This window comes from Pseudoleptotrichia goodfellowii, assembly GCF_007990505.1.
In the GTDB taxonomy this organism is placed as follows: Bacteria; Fusobacteriota; Fusobacteriia; order Fusobacteriales; family Leptotrichiaceae; genus Pseudoleptotrichia; species Pseudoleptotrichia goodfellowii.
On the sequence record NZ_AP019822.1, the window covers coordinates 2,151,607 to 2,176,699 of the forward strand.

At 32.1% G+C, this 25,093-nt stretch carries 23 protein-coding genes; 1 reads left to right on the forward strand and 22 read right to left on the reverse strand.

The annotated features are described in order from the left end of the window. Positions 1 to 105: 105 nt before the first annotated feature. The 9 genes from cobK to FVE72_RS10395 all read right to left on the reverse strand — a co-directional run bounded on the left by cobK (position 106) and on the right by FVE72_RS10395 (position 10,042). Entirely contained in the window at positions 106 to 882 is a 777-nt protein-coding gene (gene cobK, locus FVE72_RS10355; RefSeq protein WP_026738269.1) for a precorrin-6A reductase, read from the reverse strand. Positions 883 to 921: 39 nt separating this feature from the next. Further along, positions 922 to 1,539, reverse strand: a complete 618-nt coding sequence (locus tag FVE72_RS10360; protein ID WP_026738270.1) for a histidine phosphatase family protein — start codon at positions 1,537 to 1,539, stop codon at positions 922 to 924. 119 nt (positions 1,540 to 1,658) lie between these two features. Then, complete coding sequence (cobT, locus tag FVE72_RS10365; RefSeq protein WP_026738271.1) at positions 1,659 to 2,732, reverse strand: nicotinate-nucleotide--dimethylbenzimidazole phosphoribosyltransferase; 1,074 nt, start codon at positions 2,730 to 2,732, stop codon at positions 1,659 to 1,661. A gap of 21 nt (positions 2,733 to 2,753) precedes the next feature. Further along, entirely contained in the window at positions 2,754 to 3,626 is an 873-nt protein-coding gene (locus FVE72_RS10370) for an SDR family oxidoreductase (protein ID WP_026738272.1), read from the reverse strand. A 39-nt stretch (positions 3,627 to 3,665) separates the two neighbouring features. Then, positions 3,666 to 4,958 carry a glutamate-1-semialdehyde 2,1-aminomutase gene (gene hemL / locus FVE72_RS10375; RefSeq protein WP_026738273.1) on the reverse strand — a complete coding sequence of 431 codons (1,293 nt, stop codon included), beginning with the start codon at positions 4,956 to 4,958 and terminating at the stop codon, positions 3,666 to 3,668. 340 nt (positions 4,959 to 5,298) lie between these two features. After that, entirely contained in the window at positions 5,299 to 6,840 is a 1,542-nt protein-coding gene (gene cobA / locus FVE72_RS10380; RefSeq protein WP_026738274.1) for a uroporphyrinogen-III C-methyltransferase, read from the reverse strand. Continuing rightward, on the reverse strand, positions 6,833 to 7,783 hold the full coding sequence (gene hemC, locus FVE72_RS10385; RefSeq protein ID WP_026738275.1) for a hydroxymethylbilane synthase: 951 nt from the start codon (positions 7,781 to 7,783) through the stop codon (positions 6,833 to 6,835). Before hemC ends, cobA begins: the two co-directional genes overlap by 8 nt. Before the next feature lie 10 nt (positions 7,784 to 7,793). Continuing rightward, positions 7,794 to 8,819 carry a glutamyl-tRNA reductase gene (hemA, locus tag FVE72_RS10390; RefSeq protein ID WP_026738276.1) on the reverse strand — a complete coding sequence of 342 codons (1,026 nt, stop codon included), beginning with the start codon at positions 8,817 to 8,819 and terminating at the stop codon, positions 7,794 to 7,796. A gap of 11 nt (positions 8,820 to 8,830) precedes the next feature. Continuing rightward, complete coding sequence (locus FVE72_RS10395) at positions 8,831 to 10,042, reverse strand: DKNYY domain-containing protein (protein ID WP_026738277.1); 1,212 nt, start codon at positions 10,040 to 10,042, stop codon at positions 8,831 to 8,833. 153 nt (positions 10,043 to 10,195) lie between these two features. Between FVE72_RS10395 and gpmA the strand changes: the two genes are divergently transcribed. Then, a complete protein-coding gene (gene gpmA / locus FVE72_RS10400) occupies positions 10,196 to 10,885 on the forward strand; it encodes a 2,3-diphosphoglycerate-dependent phosphoglycerate mutase (protein WP_026738278.1) in 690 nt (229 codons plus the stop codon). A 322-nt stretch (positions 10,886 to 11,207) separates the two neighbouring features. On the opposite strand, the gene cobD is transcribed toward gpmA, so the two are convergent. The 13 genes from cobD to FVE72_RS10465 form a co-directional block, all read right to left on the reverse strand. Beyond that, a complete protein-coding gene (cobD, locus tag FVE72_RS10405; RefSeq protein WP_026738279.1) occupies positions 11,208 to 12,314 on the reverse strand; it encodes a threonine-phosphate decarboxylase CobD in 1,107 nt (368 codons plus the stop codon). A gap of 16 nt (positions 12,315 to 12,330) precedes the next feature. Then, complete coding sequence (gene cbiB, locus FVE72_RS10410; RefSeq protein WP_026738280.1) at positions 12,331 to 13,269, reverse strand: adenosylcobinamide-phosphate synthase CbiB; 939 nt, start codon at positions 13,267 to 13,269, stop codon at positions 12,331 to 12,333. Further along, the gene (locus tag FVE72_RS10415; protein ID WP_026738281.1) at positions 13,270 to 14,778 is read right to left on the reverse strand and encodes a cobyric acid synthase; all 1,509 of its coding nucleotides are present in this window, start codon (positions 14,776 to 14,778) and stop codon (positions 13,270 to 13,272) included. A 658-nt stretch (positions 14,779 to 15,436) separates the two neighbouring features. After that, positions 15,437 to 16,006: a bifunctional adenosylcobinamide kinase/adenosylcobinamide-phosphate guanylyltransferase gene (gene cobU, locus FVE72_RS10420; protein ID WP_026738282.1), complete on the reverse strand. Its 570-nt coding sequence runs from the start codon at positions 16,004 to 16,006 to the stop codon at positions 15,437 to 15,439. Next, positions 16,003 to 17,007: an ABC transporter ATP-binding protein gene (locus FVE72_RS10425; protein WP_026738283.1), complete on the reverse strand. Its 1,005-nt coding sequence runs from the start codon at positions 17,005 to 17,007 to the stop codon at positions 16,003 to 16,005. Before FVE72_RS10425 ends, cobU begins: the two co-directional genes overlap by 4 nt. Next, positions 17,007 to 18,623, reverse strand: a complete 1,617-nt coding sequence (locus FVE72_RS10430) for an ABC transporter permease (protein ID WP_036056531.1) — start codon at positions 18,621 to 18,623, stop codon at positions 17,007 to 17,009. Before FVE72_RS10430 ends, FVE72_RS10425 begins: the two co-directional genes overlap by 1 nt. Positions 18,624 to 18,770: 147 nt before the next feature. Then, positions 18,771 to 19,808, reverse strand: coding sequence for an ABC transporter substrate-binding protein (locus FVE72_RS10435; RefSeq protein ID WP_026738284.1), 1,038 nt, complete (start codon positions 19,806 to 19,808; stop codon positions 18,771 to 18,773). A 403-nt stretch (positions 19,809 to 20,211) separates the two neighbouring features. Then, the gene (gene cobJ, locus FVE72_RS10440; RefSeq protein ID WP_026738285.1) at positions 20,212 to 20,955 is read right to left on the reverse strand and encodes a precorrin-3B C(17)-methyltransferase; all 744 of its coding nucleotides are present in this window, start codon (positions 20,953 to 20,955) and stop codon (positions 20,212 to 20,214) included. Between the two features lie 61 nt (positions 20,956 to 21,016). Continuing rightward, entirely contained in the window at positions 21,017 to 22,045 is a 1,029-nt protein-coding gene (cbiG, locus tag FVE72_RS10445; protein WP_026738286.1) for a cobalt-precorrin 5A hydrolase, read from the reverse strand. 16 nt (positions 22,046 to 22,061) lie between these two features. Beyond that, positions 22,062 to 22,823 carry a precorrin-4 C(11)-methyltransferase gene (gene cobM, locus FVE72_RS10450; protein ID WP_026738287.1) on the reverse strand — a complete coding sequence of 254 codons (762 nt, stop codon included), beginning with the start codon at positions 22,821 to 22,823 and terminating at the stop codon, positions 22,062 to 22,064. Further along, on the reverse strand, positions 22,802 to 23,527 hold the full coding sequence (cobI, locus tag FVE72_RS10455; RefSeq protein WP_026738288.1) for a precorrin-2 C(20)-methyltransferase: 726 nt from the start codon (positions 23,525 to 23,527) through the stop codon (positions 22,802 to 22,804). The genes cobM and cobI overlap by 22 nt, the downstream gene beginning before the upstream one ends. Before the next feature lie 62 nt (positions 23,528 to 23,589). After that, positions 23,590 to 24,159 carry a precorrin-6Y C5,15-methyltransferase (decarboxylating) subunit CbiT gene (gene cbiT, locus FVE72_RS10460; RefSeq protein ID WP_006807207.1) on the reverse strand — a complete coding sequence of 190 codons (570 nt, stop codon included), beginning with the start codon at positions 24,157 to 24,159 and terminating at the stop codon, positions 23,590 to 23,592. Positions 24,160 to 24,581: 422 nt separating this feature from the next. After that, positions 24,582 to 25,088, reverse strand: a complete 507-nt coding sequence (locus FVE72_RS10465; RefSeq protein WP_026738289.1) for an NUDIX hydrolase — start codon at positions 25,086 to 25,088, stop codon at positions 24,582 to 24,584. Positions 25,089 to 25,093: the final 5 nt, after the last annotated feature.

Sequence of the window (25,093 nt, forward strand, 5' to 3'; positions counted from 1 at the left end):
AAAACTCCCGCAATTGTATGGAATTACAAATAGCGGGAGTGCTTTATATGTGAAATTTCATATATTAAATAATAACTTTCAAAACAGTATAAAATTTAAAAATTTTTATCTAAATTCCTTCATCAAATCATCAATTTCGTTATAAACTGTTCCGTAATCTACAAAAGGTCTTTTTACAACAAGGACTGTCGTACCGTTTTCTCTGCACGCTTCGACTTTTTCCTGTTCTCCTCCTGTTGCTCCGCTTTCTTTTGTTATAAGATAGTCTATTTTATAGCTTTCAAGCATTGCTTTATTCAACACTTTATCAATAGGTCCCTGAACAGCTATTATTCTTGACGGTAAATATCCCAAATCTTCAGCTTTTTTTATAGAATCCGTTGTCGGCAATATTCTTACATAAAGATTATTGTTTTCTCCCATTTCTTTTATATCGCCCAGATTATTTGAACCCAATGTACTCAGTATATTTTTTCCGCTCAGCCCTTTCACATAATTATTTACTTCTTCAAGACTGTCAAATTTTTCCACTTTATCATTTCCGTAATCAAGCATTTTTCTTTCAAATCTTATATATTTTATTCCGGTCTCATTTTTTACTTTAATTACCGAATTACTTACATTTATCGCATAAGGATGACTTGCATCCACTATTTCCGTTATATTATTTTCTTTTATCAGGGCTTTCATCTGCTCTTCGTTCAGTCTTTCGGAAATTACTTTTATTTCTCTTTTACCATTCCCGTTATTTTCAGTATACTCTTCCAGCAATTTTCCTCCATATCCTGTGGCAGTGCTTACGATTATATCCTTGTCCGTTTCTTTTATAAGCCTTTCAAGAATATCTCTCGAATCTTTTGTTCCTCCTATTATCCAAATCATTTTGATTCTCCTTTCAAATCTATATTAATTAGTTATTTTCTAATCCGCAGTTAAAAATTCCCCGTTTTTATAAGTAAATATTCTATATTTACCGTTTCCTATGAGTTTTCTTTCATCAATATCTTTTGTATCCTTATTTATCACATGATTAATGAACATTTCAAGTACCGTTCCGTGAGTAACAACAAGTATATTCCCGGATTTATGATTTTTTACTATTTTATCCATTCCTTTCAAAAATCTGTCCAGAGCATCTTTCAACTCTTCCGCTTCAATATTTTTAGCATAGTATTTTTTTATATCATAAAAATAATTATTTGCTTCTTCGGGATATTTTTCAAATATTTCATTATAACTCAATCCCTGCCATTTACCGAAATAAACTTCATTTAACTCGGTCAATTTTTGTAATCTATTTTTTTTATTAATATTTTTTGACAAAATTATTTCAGCAGATTTTACAGCCCTTCCGAGTTCACTTGTATAAACTGCATCAAATAAAATATTTTTCAATTCTTCTCCTGTTTTCCCGACTTTTTCCTTTCCTTTTTCGGTCAAGTCTGAATCTGTCTGTCCCTGAAACCTTTTTTCTACATTCCATTTGGTTTCTCCGTGCCTTACAATATAAAGCTTCAAAACATTTCCGCTATTATCCATTCATCCTCCAAATGAGAGTTTATACTTTCCTAATACTCTCGTTATCTGTGTTTTCTTATTTTTTAGGTTGATTCCGAAAATACAGGATTTTACAAAATAATTTTCTGTAATATCTTCTATTAAAGTAATATCGGATATTTCCTTACCATTTTTGTTATATTACATGCCGCTTCTATCACAGGAAACATCATTATAGCCCCTGTTCCTTCACCCAGTTTCATATTCATAAAAAGAAACGGCTCTATTTCCAGTTCTTTCATTATGTATTTCATTCCCGGCTCTTCACTCAAATGAGAGGGTATCATGTATCCTTTTACATCTTTGCAAAGTCTGTAGGCTGCCAATGCCCCAACTGACGAAATAAGACCGTCTATTACCACAGGGACTTTATTTTTTGCACATCCCAAATATACACCTGTCATTCCTGCAATATCAAGTCCTCCCACTTTAGCCAGTACATCTACAGGATCTTTAATATTTATTTTTTCTATGCGATTATTTATTTCTATTGCTTTTCTCACAATATTTTTCTTATGCTCCAAAGTTTCGTCGCTTATTCCGCTTCCGTAACCGACAATGTCTCCTAAGGGCAAGTCCGTAAAGACTTTCAGCACTGCACTGCTTGTTGTTGTGTTGCCTATTCCCATTTCTCCTGTTGCAAACAGATTATATCCTTCTGAAATAAGTTCATCTACAGTTTCTATCCCGATTTCTATAGCTTTTAAAGCTGTTTCATAAGACATGGCAGGACCTTCAGCTATATTATCAGTTCCTTCCTGCATAATTTTTTTATTTATAATTCCTGTTAAATCTATCTCTTTTTTAACATCCGTTTTTTCATCGATTCCCAGATCAACGACTTTCACATCGCTTCCGAATGTATTTCCGAGAGCATTTATGGAAGATTTCCCCTGTAGCATCGCTTCTACTACATATTGAGTTATAACACGTTTGGATTTACTTACATTTTCTCTTTCCACTCCGTTATCTGCAGCCATTACCGTTACAACTTTTTTTTCGGGACTGTAATTTTCTTTTATTCTTTCCAGCTGAACAGCCAGTTTTTCCAGTTTTCCCAATCCGTCAGGAGTTTTCAAAAGAGAATTAAGTTCTTTTTGTTTATTTTCCATTCTTTCTTTATTCAAAGGTACTATTTTTTCCAAAGTTTCATTTAAAATTTCAGAATATCCCATCAAAACTTTCCCTTTCTTTGTTTACTGATTTTTCAATTCTTCAAAATATTCTTCTATTGTGTGTTTTCCGTATTCGGGAGCAACCATATCTATTGACATTGCATTCAGAAAAAACTCAATCGGACCGAATTTAGTTTTAGGCATTAAAAACTTTCCAATTTTCAAAATTAAGACTCTTATTTTATCGGAAATATAAACTATCTTTTCTTTTTTTCCGGATATTTTAAATGCAACTCGGGAAAGTTCCTTTTGAGTAAATATTTCGGGACCTCCTACAGGGAATTCCTGCTCAGAACTGTGAATACGGTTCACGCAAAATTCTGCCAAATCTTCACCGTGTATGGGATTCATTCTGTATTCCCCTTTTCCGAATAAATATACTTTCCCTCTTTCAGCCATTTTAAATATTTCCGATATATCCGAAAAAAATCCTGTCGGTCTTATAACACAATAATCCAATCGTGAATTTTTCAACTCTTTTACAAATTTTTCTTTTGCCTTGCAAAGAGCTGTATTCTCGATTTTTTCTTCGTTAAATACCGAAATATAAATAAATCTTTTTTTACTTTTTCCGTTATCGACAAACTTTTCGGCTTCCCTCAACAAATTAACATTCGCCTGATAATCCACATCCATATAAGTCAGTCCATCTTTCTGCCTTGTTATTCCTACAGTAGAAATCACAACATCTACATCTTTGCAGCAATCCTTGAGAGTTTGAGGATTTGTCAGTTCAGCTTCAAAGATTTCCAAATTTTTATTTTTTAAAAATTCTTCTTTTATTTTACTTTTATTTCTCACAACAGCTTTTACAGAGTAGTTTCTTTTAAGAAGTTCCGACAGAATATAACTTCCCAAATATCCTGTACTCCCTGCCAACATTATCTTTTCCATAACAATTCTCCAATATAACAGTAAATTAGATTTCTATTTTTACTTTCTCATTTTTTGAAAAGCCTTTTCTGTAATTTCAAGTATTTTTTGCATTTCTTCTTCGCTATGAATTATAGATATAAAATGAGCTTCATATTTTGAAGGCGGTACCATTATTCCGTTTTCAGTCATAGTATCAAAATATATATTATACATCTCATCACTTGTATTTATTGCATCATCAAGGTTTTTCACTTTTTTATCGGAAAAAAATATTGTAAACAAACTCCCTGCACTGTTTACAGTTGCACTTATATTATATTTCTCTACTAATTTCTCAAGTTTTTTAACAAACTGTGCAACTTTTTCATTTAATTTTGTATACATATCAGGATTATCTTTTAATATAGAAATTGTCTTTATTCCTGCTGCTACAGAAACAGGATTTCCCGATAAAGTTCCCGCATGATAGACATTTCCCAACGGAGAAATAAGATTCATAATATCTTCACATCCCCCGAAACCGCCTACAGGATAACCTCCTCCGATTATTTTCCCAAGCACTGTCAAATCGGGAGTTATCCCGTACAGTTGCTGTGCTCCTCCTAAAGCCACTCTGAAACCGCTTATTACCTCATCAAATATTAAAAGCACATTTTCTTTTTCGGTTATTTTTCTCAATTCTTCCAAATATTCTTTTTCAGTTTCAATTAGTCCCATATTTGCCGGAATCGGCTCCAATATTATACATGCGATATCTTTTTCTTTTTCAAACAATTCACGTACCTTTTTTATATCTCCGAAAGGTAATGTTATCGTATCTTTTATTACTCCGTCAGTAATACCGTTACTGTCCTGATGTTCAAATGTGAGAAGTCCTGAACCTGCTTTTACCATTAACGAATCCGAATGCCCGTGATAGCATCCTTCAAATTTCAGTATTTTATTCTTACCTGTATAGGCACGGGCAACTCTGACTGCCGCCATTGCAGCCTCCGTTCCCGAAGTTGTCAGCCTTAATTTTTCAATGGACGGAAAACAATCTTTCACCAGTTCTGCCAATTCCACTTCTTTTTTTGTGGGCAGTCCGAAAGACGTCCCTTTTTCCACTTCTTTTTTTATACACTCCAATACTTCAGGATAATTGTGTCCTAAAATCATAGGTCCCCACGAACCTATACAGTCTATATATTCATTACTGTCTTCGTCATAGATTTTACTGCCTTTTGCTCTTTCTATAAATATCGGATAATCCTTTTTTACTGAGCCGAACGCCCTCACAGGACTGTTTACTCCTCCCGGTATGGCTTTTTTCGCCTCTTCAAATAATTGTTTGGAATTTTCGGTTTTCATTTTTTTCTCCTTTACAGATGAATTTGATGAGGGCTCATTGCCTCTACCAACTTACTTTTTTTATAAAAAAATAAGACAAAAAATCAAGCAACTCATATTTTATATACTTAAAAATGCCCGTTCGCTATGAAAACAAAATAGTTGTTTTCATTTTACGCTCACTATCACATTTTTCACGTTATAAAATATGAATGTTGCAATTATATATGCCTACTTTCCCCGACATTAAAATTTTACTTCGAGAAATACGAAACGAAGCGTTATAAAAACAACTGTTTGAGCGAGGATTTTTAATCCGAAGCGAGTTTGTTGTTTTTATAGTGGAGTGAGTTATTTCGAGTTAGTAAAATTTTAGTCGCCTGTTTTTTGCTACTTTTTCTAAAAAAGCAGATAAAATTTTTTGTTTTCTTTTCAAAAGAGCATCAACAATACCTTCTTCAGTAAATTTCTCTGCTTCAATTCCCACTTTTATTCCATACTTTTCTATAGTTTTTGTAGTAACAGGACCTATCGAAGCTACTGTTTTTTCATTTAAAATCTTTTTCATTTCTTCATTTCCAGTCAAATCAATACTTTCAGCAAAAGCTTCAAAAGTCGAGAAACTTAAAAACATCAGAATATCACTTTTTTCAACATATCTTTCGGCTTTTTCTTTTTCCACTTTAACTTTTTTTGTATTATATACAACCAGTTTTTTACAGTTTCTTTTGTATAGTTTTGTGTATTCTTCTTCATTTACAGGAGAGATATCCGATACTATAAACAGGACATTATCTCCCTCTTTTGTAAAGTTTACACATTCCTCTGCAAGTTTTTCTACAGTATATTTTTTCGGATAAAAATCCGGAATTATTTTATATTTTCTCATTTCTTCATCGGTTTTTTCCCCTACAACACCGATTTTAACATTTCCCAGTATTCTTATATCTTTTATTTTTCTCATAAATCCGGCAACAGAGTTTATACTGTTAAACAGTATTGCACTGTATTTGCTCAAATCGGGCATTTCATAATCAATATATTCTATATTTATAAACGGAAGATTTAATGCCTGTCCTCCCAGTTCGTTGATTTTATTCGTTATATCTCCCTGTTTTTCCTTATTTCTTGTTACAAGAATATTTTTCCCAAATAAAGGCTTGTCTTCAAACCATTTCATTTTTTCTCTCAGATTTACTACTTCTCCGATTATTATTATAACGGGAGATTTTATGTTATTTTCCTTTACGATATCTACTATATTTGACATTGTTCCGACATATGTTTTCTGCTTCGCAGTCGTTCCGTCCTTTATTATTCCCACGGGAGTTTCAGGATTTTTCCCGTTTTTTATAAGGTTTGTTACTATTTTTTCAAGATTGCTTAATCCCATTAGGAAAATCAAAGTTCCGTCCAATTTGGCAATAGTCGGGAAATCAAGTTCATTTCCGTCTATTTTCATATGCCCTGTAAACACATGAAAAGAAGTATTTATCCCTCTATGAGTAACGGGTATTCCCGCATAAGCAGGGACTGCTATGGAAGAAGTTATTCCGGGAATGACTTCAAAATCTATATTTTCTGCAATCAAAACCTCAATTTCCTCGCCGCCCCGACCGAAAACAAAAGGATCTCCCCCTTTCAGTCTCAATACTTTCAGTCCTTCTTTTCCTTTTTTTACTATTGTTTCATTTATCTCTCTCTGTAATTCTCCACCTTCAGTATTGGCTTTCCCCATATAAATCAATTCTGCATCAGGTTGTGCATATTGTAAAATACTTTCATTTACAAGTCTGTCATAAATTATACATTCTGCTTCTTTTATTATATTTCTCAACTTCACAGTTATAAGCTTCTCATCTCCACAACCTGCTCCGGCTATGTAAACTTTTCCTTTACTCATTATTTTTTATCTCCTTAGCTAATTTTTGTGCAATTTCTTTCGGATTATTTTTATCTCCTTCTATTTCGGAAAATATTCTTTTCCCGTCTTTGTTGTATACTCCTTTTAATTTCAATGTATTCCCTTCTATAGTCGAAGAACATCCTATGGGAGTATGACATCCGCCGTCAAATATTCTTGAAAATTCTCTTTCGGCTTCACACATTATTCCCACTTCTTTATCGTTTATTATTTCCAATAATTCTCTTATTCTGTCATCATTTTCTCTGCACTGAATACATAATATTCCTTGCCCCGGAGCCGGCATGAATACTTCGTCTTCAAAATATTCTGTAATTCTGTCTGAAAGTCCTGTTCTTTTCAGTCCTGCTGCTGCAAGTATTATAGCATCGTATTCTCCGTTATCGAGCTTTTTCAACCTTGTATGTATATTTCCTCTTATCGGCTTTATTATAATATCTTTTCTTAAATTCAAAAGTTCCGTTTCCCGTCTTATACTTCCCGTTCCTATTACCGATTTTTCACGTAATTCGTTTAGTTTTTTTCCGCTTTTGGAAACGATTACGTCTCTGTTGTCCTCTCTCAAAGGAAAACAGGCATTAAGAAGTCCTTCGGGCGTCTGTTGAGGCATATCTTTCAATGAATGCACCGCAAAATCTATTTTATTTTCAAGCATTTCTTTTTCTATCTCTTTTACAAACAATTCTTTTTGAGTCGTCCCTTTTATTTTGTCAAAATCTCTTAAATCCTTATCTCCTGTAGTAACTATTATTTTCAGTTCTATTGTGAGTGATTCATTTTTATTAAAATCGCTTATTCCCTTAAAATCTTCTTTTTTTCTGAGTTCATCGTATTTTGCAATAAGCATTTCTTTAACTTTTTCAGCCTGTGCAAGAGCAAGTATACTTCCTCTTGTCCCGATTATTATTTTATTTGATTTCATCTTCTTTCCTCTAATCCGTTTTTTGATAAATTTCCGTATTTTTCCTTTTTTCAAGTTTTTCCGATATTTTTTCCAGCTGTTCTTCAATAATATAAAAATATTTTTCTACTATTTCATCTCTTTTTTCGACGTTTTTATTGTATTCCGCCCATATGTCTTCCAGATGATAAAGAGAAGTGTTTTCATTTTGACCTATACTCGTTTCAATATCTCTCGGAACTGCCAAATCAAGGAAAAATCTTTTCTTTCCGTCATTCAGTATATCTTTCATTTTTTCCTTGACTACTACCAAATGGGGAGCTGACGTCGCACTTATTATAATGTCGCTTTCTTTTATAATTTCGTATTTTTGATTAAATTCACTCGTTTCCACATCGGGAAATACTTTCTGCAGCTCGATTGACCGTCTTAAACTTCTGTTTGTCATAGTAAGTTTACAGTTATTCATTTTATGCAGCAATGCCAGTATAGACTGACTCAAATCTCCTACCCCTATTACAAATATATTTTTATTTTCAAGGCTTTCAAACTTCGTTTTTATAAATTTCACGGCTATAGAATCAAGAGAAATATTCTTTTCGTTTATTTTACTCTCGCTCCGAAATTTTTTCCCTGTTTCGATTGCCTGATTAAACACAATATTTAAAAGCGTGGAAGTCGTTCCTTTTTCCAATGCTTCAAAATATGCTTTTTTCAGCTGAACAAGTATCTGATCTTCTCCTTTTATAATAGAATCAAGTCCGCATATTACTTTTAAAAGATACTTTATTCCGTCAGTATCTTTATAAACCTTCATTTTTTCTATTCCAAAATCTCTTTTCATCATTTCAATATTAAAATCATTGGTAATTTCCATATAAAGTTCTATTCTTAGACAAGTTTCCACAGCAATATAGCCCTTTATTAAAGACTTTTCAAGATAGTTCCCCAATATTTCCTTATATCCTTTTTTTACAAAGTTTTCTCTTTCTTCCAAATTCAAATTTTTATAACTGAAACTTATAATATAAAAATTTTTTTCTGCGTTTTCACTCATTTTTTCTCCTGTTATTTTATTATTTTACAATTTCTGTCATATTTATTTTTACTGTCTTTTGCCGTTATTTCACCGTCATCCGAAGCAATTTCAAAAGTTTTTATGTCTGCACCTTTTAAAATCTCCGCGTTACAAAAAATATTATTTCTGTCTTTTGAATATAAATTATCAATTACAGTGAAACTTTTTACATCTGCCCCTTTTACAATTTTTACTGTAGGAGGTCCTATATATGCATCCAAATAATAAACATTATTTTTATCTCTTAAATAATAAGTCGAATCCCACACATAAGCCAGTATCTCAAATCCTTCCGAATGAATACCGAGATTAACATTATCATAAAAAACATTGTTTTTATCTTTAGAAAATATAACATTTATAATTTTAAATGTGTCTCTGTCTGCATTAATTTTATTTGCACCGCCTCTTGAAACATAATAAATACCGTTTTTATCCTTTATATATGTAGAAAACTCCTTATCAATAAAATCAAAAGTAGCATAATCAATCTCTTTCAATTTTAAAAGTTTTCCGTCCACTTCTTCTTCCATCGAACGTGCCAGATAGTAGATATTTTTCCCGTCTTTTATATAATAACTAAGACTACTGTCGTTTCTTGTTATTATTTCTATTTTTTTATTCTTAAATTTATCATATTTCCAGAAAGCCATAAAAAGACTACCGTCATTTTTTATTAAATTCTGATTTATTCTTTTAATATTTTCTCCTTTTATACTTCCGACTTTTTCACTGCTATAAAATATATTGTTTTTATCTCTGTAAAAATCTGTTTCCGGAATACGGCGAAAACTTTTCGGATCGGCTCCTTTTAAAACATCGTACATGAAATACACATTTTTTCTGTCCTTTGAATAAGAATCATCTAAAATCTCAAATGTTTCATGATTTGCCCCTGAAATTTTATGCTCTCTATAGTATACATTTTTTCTGTCTTTTGAGTAAAAACCTTCTAAAATTTTAAATGTCTTCAAATCAGTATTTTCTATGATATTTTTCTGGAAAAATACATGTTTTCCGTCTATTGCATAATTATCGTTCAGAACTTTTAAAGTTTTTATGTCCGCTTCAGTCATTTTATATTCCGAATTAGACTCTTTAAAGCTATAATATAAATCTCCATTTTTAATTGCATATTCAGATTTTACTACTGTTCCGATTAAAATAAAGGATATTATTATTCTGTATACAAATTTTTCCATATTTGACCTCTTTCATCTTTTATTCCAATGTAATTTTATAAATTATATCATATATTAATATTATTTTCTTTATTTTTTACTACAACAGGTATATAATAAATATGTAATAACATCATATCAGTTTATCATAATACTGAAACAGGAGGTAATATTATGAAACTTGTATTAGTCCGTCACGGCGAAAGCGAATGGAATCTCCAAAACAGATTCACAGGCTGGGTTGATGTAGATCTTACCGAAAAAGGTATCAGCGAAGCCAAAGCTGCCGGAAAAACCTTAAAAGAACTCGGCTATATTTTTGATGTCGCATTTACTTCTTTTCAAAAAAGAGCTATTAAAACTCTTAATTACATACTTGAAGAAATTGATCAGTTATATATTCCCGTTTACAAATCATGGCGTCTTAATGAAAGACATTACGGTGCTTTACAGGGATTAAACAAAGCTGAAACTGCGAAAAAATACGGTGATGAACAGGTCCATATTTGGAGAAGAAGCTTTGACATAGCTCCCCCGTTAATAAATATCGATGATAAAGAAAATTATCCGCTATTTCAGGAAAGATACAAAAATATTCCCGTAGATGAATGCCCTAGAGGAGAAAGTCTGAAAGATACTATTCACAGAGTTCTTCCTTATTGGGATTCTCATATTTCTAAAGAAATAAAAGAAGGTAAAAATGTGATTATTGCCGCTCACGGAAACAGTCTTAGAGCTTTAATACAATATCTGTTAAAAATCGATAATACAAAAATCCTCGAATTAAACTTGCCTACAGGAAAGCCCTTAATCTTTGAAATTAATGAAAATCTCGAAATACTTTCGGCTCCTGAATTGTTTTAAAACTTATGCCTTACTTTTTTTGCAAAAAAGTAAGACAAAAAACTAAGCAACTCGTATTTTATAACTATTTCATGAGGGCTCATTGCCGCCCTCATACTCTTGCTACCCGCGTTCTACACGACTTCGCCGACTCCGAAAATGCGGGATATTTTATTTTTTTCCCCGACATTAAAATTTTACTTTGAGAAATATGAAACGGAACGTTATAAAAACAACTGTCTGAGCAAGGATTTTTTAAATCCGAAGTGAGTTTGTTGTTTTTATAGTGGAGTGAGTAATTTCGAGTTAGTAAAATTTTAGTCGGATATTTTTCGCTTCCTTTTTAATAAAAAGGAAGAAAAAAAGTAGATAGAACTCTCAAAACCTTATCATTATTCTCTCTGTCTTTTATTGCAAGTCTGAAAAATCTATCATCCAGATATTTAAAATTGGAAGCATCTCTTATCAATATTCCCTGTTCCAACATTTTTTCTCTCAATTTTTTCACGTTCAATCCTGTAGAATAGATATCTTCATTTATTTTTACCGAAATGAAGTTCACATCAGTTTCATACGGTTTTATTCCCTGAATTTCTCTTAATTTTTCATACATATATTTTTTTTCTTCGGTTATCCATTTTAGAGTTTTTTCTATATATTCTTTATCTTCAAGCAATGTTATTCCCGCCATTTCGGCAATATTATTCACGCTCCAAGGCTCTTTTTTTTCGGCTATTTCTTTTTCCAGATTTTTATTGAAAAATATTCCATATCCCAATCTCAGTCCGGGAATAGCAAAGAACTTGGTAAATGCCCTTGTTACAAACAGATTTTGTTTGTTTTCACCAGTATTTATAATACTTTCTTTATATCCGTCTTCCAGAAATTCTATAAATGCTTCGTCTACAAAAAGTTTTGTTTCGTATTTATTACATTCTTTTAAAACTTCCTCTGTTTCGGAAAGTTTCATAAATTTTCCTGTGGGATTGTTCGGATTACACATTACCAACAAATCATATTTTTTCTCAAGTTCTTTTTTAAGTTTTTCTATATTCAGTTTAAACTCATCTTTTTCTTCCAATTCAAAATATTCTATTTTTATTTCTTTATTTTCCGAAGCTCTTAATGCTCTTTCGTATTCTCCGAAAGTAGGCGACACTATTAAAACTTTTTCAGGTTTTATGACTTTCATAAATAAAAATATTATTTCTGTTGCACCGTTCCCTATTATGACATTAGATATGTCAACTTTATTTAACAAAGCTATTTTTTCTCTTAGCTCCACATAATCGGGATCAGGGTATCTTTCAAGAATTTCAGTATTTTTGACTATTTTCTTTTTCAAACTTTCCGGTATCCCGTAAGGATTTATATTGGAACTGTAGTCCAATATTTCTTTTATATTTTTTTCTCTGAATATTTTGTAAATATTTCCCCCGTGAAAATCCATTTTTAATCTCCATTCATTAAATCAAACTAATTATTCCGAATATTAATGAGAATATCACCAAACTTAGAAAGCTCGTTACGTACATTATTTTTATATTTTTCTTAATATCCTCAAGTTCAAAATCTTTTATTTTATCTCCTATTGTAGGTTTTTCGGTTTCTTTTCCGAAATATGACACTCTTCCGCCAAACTGCACTCCCAATGCTCCGGCAACACTTGCTTCGGCATGTGCAGAATTGGGACTGCTGTGATTTTTTCTGTCTCGGAAAAATATTTTAAAAGAATTTTTATAATCATAATGTAAAATAAAACTTACTATTATTATGAAAATCCCTGTTATTCTTGCAGGGATAAAATTCGCAACATCGTCAACTTTTGCAGAAAATTTTCCAAATTCCATATATTTTTCATTTTTATATCCCACCATTGAATCCAAAGTATTTATAGCTTTATAAGTCATCCCGAGAGGTAAGCCTCCTATAAACATATAAAACATCGGGGCCACTATTCCGTCTACTGTATTTTCGGATATTGTTTCCATTGTGCTTCTAATTATCATTTTTTCGTCCATTGTACCGGTATCTCTCGACACAAGATAAGACAAGTCTTTTCTTGCTTTTTCAATATTTCCCTCTTTCAATATTCTGTACACTCTGTTTCCTTCCCTTGCGAGAGAATTTACCGAAAATATCGTATACATCAGATATATTTCAATAATAGCAAATATTCCCGAATTTTTTGCAGAACGGAAAATTATATAATTTACTCCGTAAGTTACAGAAAGAACAGTCAAATTGAGTATTATTCCTGCAAAAAATTTATATTTTTCCTTCAACAAAATCTTTTCTCCGAAACTTATCAGTTTTCCTATTATCTGCACAGGATGAATAATATTTTGGGGATCGCCGAATATCAAATCGAGTACATAAGCTGTCCATATTTTTATTATAAGCATTTATCTTTTCACTTCCATTATTTCGTATATTTTTTCCATATCCAGGTTTTCCCTTAAAACCTGTGCAAGTTTATCATATTCTCTGTTCTTGTATTCACTGAAGCTGAAATTTTCCTCTATATTATCCAAGCCTTTTAATTTTCTGACTTTATTTAAAAAATAATTCGTAAATTCGGAATTGTCGAATATCCCATGGATATAAGTGCCTATAATATTATCTTTTACAGCTCCTTTCAGCATTTCATCGTCAAATATACACTCTATAGTATTTTTTTCTTCAGATGCAGGATAACTGTATCCCTGATGTATTTCATACCCTTTTATTTCTATACCTTCAGCTCCTGTTAAAAGCCCCGAAGTCTTTTTTATTTTATTTTTATATTGTGTAGTAATTTTGCTTTTTTCCATGACCGTTTCCATGTTAAGTAAATCAAGTCCCGATATTTCCTTTAAATCGGACTCCAATCCCTCAGGATCCATAATTTTCTGACCTAACATCTGGAATCCTCCGCATATGCCGAAAACCACAGTTCCTTCTTTTGCAAGCCTTATTATCTTTGTATTTATCTCTTTTTCAATAAGATCTTTCATATCTTCCACAGTATTTTTCGATCCGGGAATAATAATAATATCCTCATTTCCCAAATCTGAACTTTTTGTGACATATTTTAAAGAAACATCATTATAATGGCTCAACGCATCAATGTCTGTAAAATTTGATATATGCTTTAATTTTATAACTGATATTCTTATTTTTCCTTCTTTTTTTACATTATATTTATCAATTCCCAAACTGTCTTCTTCTTCAATGCCTAAAGGAACAAAAGGTACAACTCCCAAAACAGGTACATTTGTCAGTTTTTCTATCATTTCAATTCCCGGAGTGAGCAATGTCTTATCTCCTCTGAATTTATTTATAATAACTCCTTTTATTCTATTTCTTTCACTTTCTTCAAGCAGCATTATTGTCCCATAAATTGCAGCAAAGACTCCCCCGCGATCTATATCTGCCACTAAAACAACAGGTGAATCAGCCATTTCCGCCATTCCCGTATTTACTATATCATCTTCTTTTAAATTGATTTCTGCAGGACTTCCTGCACCTTCCAACACACAAATATCAAAATTTTCTCTTATATGATCGTATGCGGACATTATATCTTTTTTCAAATTATGTTTGTATGCAAAGTATTCCCTCGCATCCATATTCCTGTATACTTTTCCGTTTACGATAACCTGTGATTTTCTGTCAGTTGTCGGCTTTAGCAAAATAGGATTCATAAATGCTTCAGGTTCAATATTGGCAGCTTCTGCCTGTACTACCTGAGCCCTTCCCATTTCTTTTCCGTCTTTGGTAATAAAAGAATTTAATGCCATATTTTGAGATTTGAAAGGAGACACTTTGTATCCGTCCTGATAAAACATTCTGCAAAGTCCCGCAGTAATTATACTTTTCCCGACGTTGGACCCGGTTCCCAACAGCATTATATTTTTATGTTTTTTTTGCATGAAAGCTCCTTTTTAATATTTAATAAAATAAAAATTAATATTTTTAAAAATTTATGTTATAATATATTAGACTTTCACTCTTTACAGAGTAGAAAGGAGGTAAAAATTGTCTCATTACTTAATCGAGTTTCTTATTAATGTGGGACATCAAGACTGGTTGTATACTATATAATCAATTTTCTCGAAAACCGCAAAAATAAGAAGTAAAAGAAAACTCCCTGATGTGAACAGGGAGTTTTGGTATTATTGCTCATTACTTAATATATCGCAAAATTATTATACCATAAATCCCTAAAATTATCAATTTATATTTCAATATTTTTATAATTTTCTATTAATTTATTTTTAAAATTATGATATAATATATTCAGACTTTCCCTTTTGTTTTAAGGAGAAAGGAGGTTGGCAAGAATGCTGTCTCAGATAGCAGTATCACTTTTGGTAAGTATTGCTTCAAACTTAATAAGTTATTTTATTATTAAGTATATTGAAGAGCACTTAAAAAAGTGAAAAGAAAAACCCCTGTTGTACCCCAGGGGTTTTTGGTTACTAAAAATGCTATCTCATTTATCGTAATTATTATACCAAAATTTTTTTCAATAGTCAAACTGTATTTAATATTTTTTAAATATAGTTCTTTTTTATCCCCTGTTTATTTCTATTTAATTTTCATAGGTATTCCCGAAACAACAAAATATACTTCATCAGCTATATCCGCTATTCGTTGATTCATCTTGCCGACTATTTCTCTGAAATATCTTCCCAACGGATATCCCGGAATGATTCCCATTCCCAATTCATTGGAAACAATAACAATATTTTCAAATTTATCAAAAATTCCGATTAACTCTTCTACTTCTTTTTCTACAGAAACATCACATAATTTCCGTTCTTCTTTTGAAGGATTATCCCAGTCAATATCCTGTATTTCAAAAATAATATTACTTATCATATTTGTGAGACAGTCAACAAGTATACTATTTTTAGGATTTTCCGAAAAAGTATTTTTTAAGCTGTCGGAAAAATTTTTGTAACTTTCCACAGTAATCCATTTATCTTTCCGTCTTTCTTTGTGAAGAGCCACTTTTACTTCCATTTCTTCATCAAAGACAATAGAAGTCGCCAAATATATATTTTGCTGCTTGCCATTATTCATTCCGAGTAACAGTTCTTCTGCAAACTTGCTTTTTCCGCTTTTAGCTCCTCCTGTTACATAAATTACACTCATATTTCCTCTTTTCTTTCCGATGTAATTTCATATAAATCTTTTTTATCAGCTGAATATCTTATTTTCTCTCCGATATTGTATTCTCTGTTATTTGAAACTGTTATGACATTTATTTCCTTATTTTTAGAGTTTTCCAATTCATATAAAATTACTGTTCCTCTGTATTCTTTTCTTGTAATTTCGGCAATTCCCGAAAGTTCATCATTTATTTCTTCACTTGATAATCTAATATTTTCAGGTCGAACCATAAAAGTTTTTCCATTTTCCCTGAAAATATTTGCTTTTCCGATAAATTCCGCGACGAAAACCGATTCAGGCGTTCTGTAAATTTCACGTGGAGTACCTGTCTGCTCTATTTTTCCCCGATTCATCACTACTATTCTGTCGGAAATACTCATAGCTTCTTCCTGATCATGAGTAACAAAAATCATAGTAATGCCTAATTTTTTCTGTATTTTTCTTATTTCATTTCTTACAGTTTCTCTTAACTTTGTATCAATATTGGACAGAGGTTCATCCAGTAACAACACTTTAGGCTCCAAAACAAGAGAACGTGCCAAAGCCACTCTTTGCTGCTGCCCTCCGCTTAACTGATCTATTTTTCTTTTTTCCAGATCTTTTAAATTTATGAGTTCGAGAATTTTTTCTATTCTTTCTTTTTTTTGCTTTTTATTCAATTTTTCTCCGACTTTCAAAGGATAACGCAATCCGTAATCAATATTTTCATATACTGTTAAATGAGGAAATAAAGCATAATTTTGAAAAACCGTACTTACAGGTCTTATTTCCGGCGGAAAGCCGGTTATATCTTCTCCTGAAAGAAAAATATGCCCCCCGGTCGGATTAATAAATCCCGCTATCATTCTGAGTGTAGTTGTTTTGCCGCATCCACTCGGTCCAAGAATACTTATAAGCTCTCCTTTTTCCACATTGATATTAAAATTATCTACAACTGCATTTTCTCCGTATTTTTTAGACAGATTTTTCAATTCAAGATACATTATTTCACCTTCTTTTCTCTTAAAACAAGTATTGAAAACAGAATATTTACAGCCAATATTACTAAAATAAGTAAACTTGCAATAACCGAAGCCATTCTGTAATCTCCGTCCCTGATAACATTAAACAATTCAACAGTAGCAACCTTAGCCGAAGGAGTAATCAGAAATATAATTGCTCCCACTGTCGTCATTGTTGCCGTAAATGTATTAATAAATCCTACAAGAAATGCAGGTTTCAGCTGAGGAAGTATTACACGGAAAAATACTGGTATTTTCGGAGTTCCCAAATCCCTTGCTGCGTCTTCTGTAAGCGAACTTATCTGATATAAATTGGCACTTGCAGCTTTAGTTGTTACAGGCATTTGCCTGAAAATACAGTTTAATACCACTATGGCACCTGTTCCTGTGAGTAAAAGCGGTGGATTATTAAATGCCAAGATATACGCTATACCGAAAAACGGGCCCGGCAATATATAAGGCAATGCTGCAATAAAACCGAAACTTCTGGAAAATCTTATTTTACGTCTGTCTATATAATATGAGAAAAGCACTCCCAAGAAACTTGAAACAAATCCTGCTATTAAAGAATATACAACACTTCTCACTAAACTCGGTATTTTTGTAAACGAGAAGGCTTCCACATATTCCAAAGTCCAGTGAAACCTGTTTCCACGATTACTTGTTACTGCCGAAACAAAGATTGAAGTATACTGTATAAGCATATAAACCGCAAATAACAATGTTATAAGTCCGAAAATTATTTTTAAAGATTTCGGCAATTCATAAACTTTTTCTTTTGTCTGACCCGATTTCTCGGAAAAATTTCCCATAACATTGGAATTTACAAGTTCATGCCGATATATTAAAAAAATAAAAACTATCGGCAAAAAAATGAGAAAACTTATAGCTGCAGCTTTATCTATTTCTCCATAAGAAATAACACCTTTATATGCTTCCGTTGCAATCATTTTAAAGTTTCCGCCTACAATAATAGGTGTTCCAAAATCTGCAATATTTTTTACAAAAACTATAAAAAACACTGCAACTATTGATGTTTTAAGCATCGGAAGTATAATTTCCCAAAGTACGTCTCCCGACTTTGAGCCTAAGTCTTTCCCGGCTTCTATTATACTGAAAGGTATTGTTGTAAGTCCTCCGATTAAAATAAGAGCTGCTAAGGATATTTCACTGAAAGTCTGCATTACTACAATGCCGTGCCAACCGTAAGGATTCACATTTAAATGAAGTAAATCCGCTGTTATAAAGCCTCTTTTTCCAAACAGCAATATATACGAAAGTGAAGACAAAAAAGGCGGTGAGATCATTGTAAGCATAAGCAGCAGTGTAATCAGTCTTTTTTTCAATTTTGACGTATAAGATGTATATACTGCTATTACAGTTCCTATTATTACTGCTAAAACCGTCGAAAGAATACATACCCATATACTGTTTACTATTATCGGCACATTTTCTTTAAAAAGACCGACGTATAACTCCAGTGTAAAACTTCCCTCAAGAAAAATACTTTTCGTAAATAACGCAGTTATAGGCCATAGTATAAATATTATTACAGGAATAACAGCTAATAGATAAAACAGTTTATCCATTATTTCCATAAAAAAGAAAGAACGAGATTGTTTTAATGTTAAAAATTTTAAAAAATCCCCGTTTTCAAGCTTTTTATAACGGGAATCTGAGAGCTTATTAAGGTCCTCATTTAAAATATTCTCTGATTTATTCTTCTTTTTGAATAATTTCATATTTTATTTCCCCATTTTTTCTTTCCAAAGTTTTAAGATTTCATCTCTTCTTGTTCCCATTCCGTTAATATCCATTTTCATTAGTTTATCAGGAGTCATTCCTTTTAATTCGGCAGGAGGTGTAACATCACTTCTTACCATCATACGTGGAGCTGCTGTTTTCAGAAACCCCTGACCTTCTTTAGATAATGCCCAATCTACAAAGGCTTTTGCAGCATCTTTATTTTCAGCATTTTTAAATATAGCCATACCTGCAGGAACCCATGGTAACCCGTCTGAAGGAATTATATTTTTTACTTTAAATTCCTGTTCCATTTTATAAGTATCTCCTCCTAAAGGTATTATTCCTACAGCCATTTCCGCATTTTTAACTTTTGCTGTAGGCTCTGAACCCCTTTGAGCATAGAAAGGAATATTATCTTTAATTGATTCCAAATAAGCCCATCCTGCTTCTTCTCCCATAGATTGTAAAATATTGTAAACAACCGCATAGTTTGTTCCTGAAATAGCAGGATCTGCCATAATCAATTCGTCTTTATATTTAGGATTTTTCAAATCTGCCCATGATTTAGGTTCAGGAATATCCTTTTTTTGAAGTACATCAGTATTTACCAAAAATCCTGCTGTTACGATAGAAACTCCTGTCCAGTATTCATTTCCGATAAATCTCTGATCCATTGCTTTTTCTTCAGGCGATACATAATTTTCCAAATATCCTTTTTCTCCTGCAACGATAAAGCTGTCGGCTCCTCCTCCGAACCATACGTCTGCACCGATTTTACCGTTTTCGGCATTCAGTTTAGATAAAACTTCTCCTGAAGAAATGTCTAAAAATTCCACTTTTATTCCTGTCTTTTTAGTAAATTCTTCAAAGATTTTTTCTTTTGCATCATAAGCTGCTATAACCTTCAACGTACCTTTTGAAGCACTTTCAGCTCCGTCTTTTTTTGTTTCTTTCGTGTCGTTACTCTTTTGGCAACTTATTAAAAATCCTATTACCAGCATAGCCAACAACATTGTTCTTTTAAACATTTTACTCATTTTAAATTCTTCCTCCTTATAGTAATTAATTTCTTCAGTTTTATTATAGTTTAGAATTTAAGTTAAATCAATATTATAATCTTCCTTTTTTGGTAAAAAAGGAAGCGAAAAATTGTTTTATAAAATTAAATATTTTCTCCGACATTAAAATTTTACTTCGAGAAATACGAAACGAAACGTTATAAAAACAACTGTCTGAGCGAGGATTTTCAATCCAAAGCGAGTTTGTTGTTTTTATAGTGCAGTGAGTAATTTCGAGTTAGTAAAATTTTGGTGGGTTGTTTTTTGTTGCTTTTTATGAAAAAAGCAATTAAAAATTTTAGTTGGTTGTTTTTTGCTACTTTTTTTCTAAAAAAGTAGGTAAAGATTTTTGTTACTTTTTATAAAAAAGCAAAATAACAAATTAATAAGTATATTTCTCCTTATATCCTCTCGGAGTTATCATTTTACCGTTTTTAATGAACGTATTTGAATTTCCGATTATTATTATTGTAAGCATATCTATCTCATGAGAAAGCATTTCTTCAAGGGTAGTTATAACTTTTGTTTCGTCTTCTCTTCCTGCATTTTTTACTATTGCCACAGGAGTATCTGCAGGTTTGTATTTCATCATGATTTCTCTTGCTTCTTCTATTTGCGTAGCTCTTCCACGGCTCTTAGGGTTGTATATACTCATTACAAAGTCAGCCTGTGCTGCTAAATCTATTCTTTTCTTGATTAATTCCCAGTCAGTCAGCAAATCACTTAAACTTATTATAGCGTAATCATGCATTACAGGGGCTCCCGCAATAGCAGCTGCAGCATTTGTAGCTGTTACTCCCGGAATGATCTCCACTTCCACATCTTCAGTTGCCACTTCCAGCATAATTCCCGCCATTCCGTAAACTCCTGCATCTCCGCTGCTTATAAGACTTATATTTTTTCCCTGTTTTGCCATTTCCAGCACTTCTATACATCTGTCCACTTCTTTTGTCATCGCCGAGTTTTTCATTTCTTTTCCAGGATAATATTCTTTTATCAAGTCTACATACGTTTTGTACCCTACAATAATATCACTTTTTTCCATTGCTTCATAAGCTCTGTATGTCATGTCCGCCTTTTTTCCCGGTCCTATTCCTACCACATAAATTTTTCCTGTTTTATTCATTTATATCTCTCCGTTTCTTTTTATTTTAGATTTATATTAATTTTTTATTTTCAATATTAGATTATTCTTTCACTTCGGTCATTTCTTCTTCAAAAATAGACAGGGTCAGTCCTCCCAATCTTATTTTTTTTACAAGAAATTTCCCTTTTCCTGAAGAAGCCAGAAATGCACACGGTTCAGAAACACCGTACACTCCGATTGTCTGTTTTACATAATCGGATCTGTCTTCTATCAGATCTTCCACTTTTAAAATTTCTTCTTTATCAAAAAATTTTATCGGAATATTAAGTTCTTCCATCGCTTCAAGTAATCCTGTTTCATCAGCCTTTACCCATGCAGAAGCTGCAGTTTTTATGGAAGTCATTTCCAAATTCTGATTTTCCATTACTTCTTTTAATTTTGCTACTATATGTTCTTTAGGCGTATTTCTTTTACATCCTATTCCTATAAAAATATTTTGAGGAATAATCTTGGATATTTCTATTTTTTTTCTGTTGGAAACTATAATCGCTCCTGCGGTATTTTCATTAACATCTACAATATGTTTAGGCAAATGAAGTCCTACTTTTTCACCGTTTACAATCAGCGAAGTTACTCTTTTGGCACCTTCAAGGTCTTCCAGTCTGGCTTTTATTTTTTGTGAAAGAATGTCTACGGCTATTTTTCCGCTTACATCAGTCGCTGTTGTAACGACAGGAATCGCCTCCAACTCCTGAGCAATTTTTCTGCATTCTTCATTGGCTCCTCCCAGATGCCCTGAAAGTAGCGAAATCACAAAGTTTGACTGTTCATCTATTGTAAGAACTGCCGGATCTGTATCTTTGCTTTTGAATTTCCCATTAATAAGCCTTACTACCGCCCCTGTTGCCGCTACAAATATATGAAGGTCATATTCATTAAATATTTTATCCAACAATAAAGGCACTCTTTCCGTTATTACAAAAAGCTTTTCTATATTTTCATTTTCTAAATTCAGCAGCTTATATACCCTCTCGGAAATATAAATATCACTGTCCGGATAAACCCTGTTTCTCACACTTAAAGCTATATTATATCCGTTTTTACTCACACAATAAATCGCTGTTTTCATCATACTCCTCAAATTTCTATTCTTTTATACCTTTTCTGAACTCATGACTGAATGTTTTATCATAAAGTTTGGATTTGGAATAATCATTTCCCATGAAGTTTCCTACTAAAATCTGTGCAGTTTTTGTTATTTTTTCTTTTTTTGCCAATTCTGCTATGTTTTCAAGAGTTCCCATTACTATTTTCTGATCTTCCCAAGTAGCTTTCTGTATAATAGCAATAGGTGTATTTATATCATAATGTTTTCTTAGTCTTTCCACTACTCCGTCTATCATCTGAACGGACAGAAATATTGCCATTGAGCATTTATGTGAAGCAAGACTTTCCAAACTTTCCGATTCGGGAACAGGAGTTCTTCCTTCAAGTCTTGTACATATTACTGTCTGACTTACATCAGGCAATGTAAACTCTTTTTTTATCGCTGCTGCTGCCGCCACGAAAGAACTTACTCCCGGTATCACTTCATATTCTATACCATATTCATCAAGCATATCCATCTGTTCTCTTATCGCCCCGTAAATACTCGGATCTCCCGTATGTACTCTCGCAACTAGTTTTCCTTCTTTTTGGGCTTTCACAGTAACTTCTATCACTTCATCGAGGTTCATGGAAGCCGAATTATAAATTTCCGCTCCTTCTTTATGACAACCTATAATTTCTTTATTTACAAGTGAGCCCGCATATATTATTACATCAGCCTTTTCTACTATTTTTTCCCCTTTTACAGTTATCAAATCCGGATCTCCCGGTCCTGCTCCTATAAAATAAACCTTTTCCATTGATTTATCCCTTTCTTTTTAAGTATTAACGTGGAAAAATAATGTACACTTTCCAGTTTTTCTATATCTGTGTATATTTCTTCACTTTCTTTACCGCAATTTGAAACAATTATTATATTTTCGGTATTTCCTGTAGCCACTATCGCTTCTCTCAATCTGTCAAGATCTCTGCTGATTTTCATAAAAACTACATTATCATTATTTTCTATTTCTTTACGAATATCCGTTTTTTTATTGACAGAGATCACTTTCAAATCTTCATCTCCTATCATCAAAGGAATATTCAGCCTTGCAGCCATACTATTGAAAGAATTTATTCCCGCTATTGTTTCTACTTTTATTTCAGGTAAAATATGCTCCAATACATAAGTATATGTACTGTAAGTCATAGGATCTCCGATCGTCAGAAATGCTACATTTTTCCCTTCGGACAATAATCCGTTTATAATATCGGCATTGTTTTTTCTGAAAGTTTTTCTTGCCTCAAGATCTCTAACCATAGGAAACTCAAGAAAAACCTGTTCCACATCATCTTTCACATAATTTTTTACAATGCTGAATGCCGTACTTCCTTCTCCCGTTTTTGCTTCAGGCAGTATTATCACATCTACATCGGCGAGTTTTTTCACAGCTTTCAATGTTATATTTTCTTCATCTCCCACTCCTACACCGATTCCGTAGAAATTTCCTTTTTTATTTTCCATTGATTTCCTTTCTTTTAAATAAAACACATTACTTTTTCATTTTGAAATCATTTTTCTGTTTCTTATTTTCTCGCAGTTATAACATAAATAGGATTTTCAGCCATCATCATATTAAAGTCTTTTACTTTTCTGTTTTTACTTACTATTATCTGACATATATCGGTATCCTTAAAAGGTATTTTTTTTAATGTTTCTATAGCATTGAACACATTTTCCAAAACAATAAAATTCAATACGAGAATACCTTTCTCTTTCAGGTTGTCATAAGAATATTGAATTATATCTTCCAGATTTCCACCTGATCCTCCAATAAATATTTTGTCAAATTTCACATCCAAATGACTAAGACCTTCAGGTGCCTCTCCTTTTATATAAGTTACATTTTTCAAATCAAATTTTTCAACATTCTGTTTTATAAGCTCGAAAGCATCTTCTTTCTGTTCGATGACATAAACATGTCCGTCTTTTGCAAACTGTGCCATTTCCATCGTAACGCTTCCTGTACCTCCGCCTATATCAAGGCAAATATCGTCATTTTTCATTTCCAGTTTTGCAAGGCTGACAGCACGTATTTCCTCTTTTGTCATCGGTGCTTTTCCCCTTATAAATTCTTCATCCTTTATATGAAACATTTTTTTCCTTTCTTAGCAAAAAATATTTAATTTTAATTAAAAATATGTTATAATAACAACAGACTTTCGCTTTATATTAAAGCAGAAAGGAGGTAATTGAACGTGCAACTGATCATCAAAGCAGTTCTTATTAATGTTCTTTCAGATTTAATTGTATATTTTATAATTAAATATATCGAAAAACATTTTCGTAAAAAATAAGAATTGTATGAAAAAACCCCTGCTGACACAGGGGTTTTTTGGTATTAAACATGAACTTTTCATCAATTTTCATCAATATTATACCACAAATTTCCAAAATGTCAAAAGATTTTTTTAATTTTTTCTAAATTTTTTGACATTCTTTTCCCTGTCTGTTTTTATTCAATTTTTATAATTTTTTAGCTTCGTTTTTTACAGTTTCTTCAAGACTTTTCAAACCCTCATCCAATTATATTTTTTTCCAAAAAATAATTATAAAATCTTTCTTTCTGATCTTTTATTATTCTATTCGAATTAATAAACTTAACAAATTCTTCTTTAGTAAGCCATTTATAATCTTCGGTTTCTCCGGGCTGGAGTTTGACAGAATTTTTATCATAATCAACAGTACACACAAAAGAGTACATTATAAAACTTTCCTTATCAACAATCGTTCTTTTTACTTGGGTAAAATCATTACATACGATTCCTGTTTCTTCCATAAGTTCTCTTTTTATACAGGAATACTTGTCTTCTCCTTTTAATGCCGAACCACCTGCAGTCGTTTCATAATATTCGGGAAACTTTTCTTTCGCCTTTGCTCTTTTTGTGCAGAGATATGTACCGTCTTTATGTTCTACAAATACTTCACAAACAATATGATACATTCCTTCAGGAATAGACTTGCCTCTTATTAAAGTACCTTCAAGTTTTTCTCCATTCCTGTTATACGCATCCCATTCTTCCATTCTGT

Excerpts from the sequence above, each read along its gene's own strand:
- FVE72_RS10370 (WP_026738272.1), bottom strand. The coding sequence starts at position 3,626 with ATGGAAAAGATAATGTTGGCAGGGAGTACAGGATATTTGGGAAGTTAT.
- FVE72_RS10465 (WP_026738289.1), bottom strand. The coding sequence starts at position 25,088 with ATGGAAGAATGGGATGCGTATAACAGGAATGGAGAAAAACTTGAAGGT.
- cbiB (WP_026738280.1), bottom strand. The coding sequence starts at position 13,269 with ATGCTTATAATAAAAATATGGACAGCTTATGTACTCGATTTGATATTC.
- gpmA (WP_026738278.1), top strand. The coding sequence starts at position 10,196 with ATGAAACTTGTATTAGTCCGTCACGGCGAAAGCGAATGGAATCTCCAA.
- FVE72_RS10360 (WP_026738270.1), bottom strand. The coding sequence starts at position 1,539 with ATGGATAATAGCGGAAATGTTTTGAAGCTTTATATTGTAAGGCACGGA.
- cobA (WP_026738274.1), bottom strand. The coding sequence starts at position 6,840 with ATGAGTAAAGGAAAAGTTTACATAGCCGGAGCAGGTTGTGGAGATGAG.
- FVE72_RS10435 (WP_026738284.1), bottom strand. The coding sequence starts at position 19,808 with ATGAGTAAAATGTTTAAAAGAACAATGTTGTTGGCTATGCTGGTAATA.
- cobJ (WP_026738285.1), bottom strand. The coding sequence starts at position 20,955 with ATGAATAAAACAGGAAAAATTTATGTGGTAGGAATAGGACCGGGAAAA.
- FVE72_RS10395 (WP_026738277.1), bottom strand. The coding sequence starts at position 10,042 with ATGGAAAAATTTGTATACAGAATAATAATATCCTTTATTTTAATCGGA.
- cbiG (WP_026738286.1), bottom strand. The coding sequence starts at position 22,045 with ATGAAAACAGCGATTTATTGTGTGAGTAAAAACGGATATAATATAGCT.
- cobM (WP_026738287.1), bottom strand. The coding sequence starts at position 22,823 with ATGGAAAAGGTTTATTTTATAGGAGCAGGACCGGGAGATCCGGATTTG.
- hemA (WP_026738276.1), bottom strand. The coding sequence starts at position 8,819 with ATGAGTGAAAACGCAGAAAAAAATTTTTATATTATAAGTTTCAGTTAT.
- cobU (WP_026738282.1), bottom strand. The coding sequence starts at position 16,006 with ATGAGTGTAATTTATGTAACAGGAGGAGCTAAAAGCGGAAAAAGCAAG.
- FVE72_RS10425 (WP_026738283.1), bottom strand. The coding sequence starts at position 17,007 with ATGTATCTTGAATTGAAAAATCTGTCTAAAAAATACGGAGAAAATGCA.
- cobD (WP_026738279.1), bottom strand. The coding sequence starts at position 12,314 with ATGGATTTTCACGGGGGAAATATTTACAAAATATTCAGAGAAAAAAAT.
- FVE72_RS10430 (WP_036056531.1), bottom strand. The coding sequence starts at position 18,623 with ATGGAAATAATGGATAAACTGTTTTATCTATTAGCTGTTATTCCTGTA.
- cobT (WP_026738271.1), bottom strand. The coding sequence starts at position 2,732 with ATGGGATATTCTGAAATTTTAAATGAAACTTTGGAAAAAATAGTACCT.
- hemL (WP_026738273.1), bottom strand. The coding sequence starts at position 4,958 with ATGAAAACCGAAAATTCCAAACAATTATTTGAAGAGGCGAAAAAAGCC.
- FVE72_RS10415 (WP_026738281.1), bottom strand. The coding sequence starts at position 14,778 with ATGCAAAAAAAACATAAAAATATAATGCTGTTGGGAACCGGGTCCAAC.
- cbiT (WP_006807207.1), bottom strand. The coding sequence starts at position 24,159 with ATGTTTCATATAAAGGATGAAGAATTTATAAGGGGAAAAGCACCGATG.
- cobK (WP_026738269.1), bottom strand. The coding sequence starts at position 882 with ATGATTTGGATAATAGGAGGAACAAAAGATTCGAGAGATATTCTTGAA.
- hemC (WP_026738275.1), bottom strand. The coding sequence starts at position 7,783 with ATGAAATCAAATAAAATAATAATCGGGACAAGAGGAAGTATACTTGCT.
- cobI (WP_026738288.1), bottom strand. The coding sequence starts at position 23,527 with ATGGAAAATAAAAAAGGAAATTTCTACGGAATCGGTGTAGGAGTGGGA.